Here is a 907-nt window from a genome sequence, read left to right on the forward strand (position 1 = left end):
CTGCGCGCGGGCGCGGGCTTCGGCCTGGGCGCGGGCCTGCGCCTCGGCCTGGGCATCCGCCTGCGCGCGGGCACGGGCGCGGGCCTCGGCCTGGGCCTGCAACTCGGCATCCTGGCGGCGCTGCTCGGCCAGGGCGGCCTCGCGCGCCGCATCCGCCGCGGCCTGCGACGAGGTCTCGGTCGGTGCGCCGCGTGCCGCGTCGGGGCTGGGCGCGGCCAGGCTGGCCACAGGGGCGGGTGCGGCGGACCGGCTGCGGCGGGGCGGAAGCGCAGATGAACGAAGCGCCGTCAAAGCGACGGCGCCTGATGTGGTGGCAGTGTTTGCGACGGCGGCGGCGACCGCCTGATCGACGGCGCCGCCCGAGAGGCTGGGATTTCCGGGCCCCGATCCCCGGTTCGCGATGGCGCCGGGCCTTGCCTGCGGACGGGATGAGGATGCGGCTGCCCCCGGCGTAGATGCCGGGCGGCTGTCGGTGGGCACCGCCGCGACCGAGGCGCGGGCGGCGGGGCGGTCGGATTCGGTGACCGCCTCGGACAGCGCGTCGCGTACCGCAGCCTGGGCCGGCGCCGAGACCGCCACCGGCTTGCGGACCGGCCGCGCATCGGCCAGCCGGATCAGGGCACCGCGCTCGGCCTCGCTGAGGCCGCCGGCCCCGGCCTGGGCCGTGCGCAGATCACGCAACAATTGCCCGATTTCGCGGATTTCATCGGCACTCAGCGCGGCTTGCTGGACAGGTTCCGAGGCGCTGCCTTCCTCAAGCTGCGAGCTGCGCGAGGGCCGCGCGGGCGGGCGGTTCGAGCCGCCAAGCGCGGGCGCGGCGGCCGGGGTGCTGGCGGCCGGGCTGGCCGCGGGTTGCGGTGCCGGGGTGGAAGCGGGCGTTGCCGCCGGGGCCGCGGCACGGGCCGGT

General features: G+C 78.2%; 1 pseudogene. It reads right to left on the minus strand.

Annotation, left to right across the window (positions count from 1 at the left end):
• Positions 1–907: pseudogene (locus C9E82_RS23950) on the minus strand (hypothetical protein); the annotation flags it as partial.

Origin of the sequence: Paracoccus sigandri (assembly GCF_003709565.1) — a bacterium.
Lineage (GTDB): Bacteria > Pseudomonadota > Alphaproteobacteria > Rhodobacterales > Rhodobacteraceae > Paracoccus > Paracoccus siganidrum.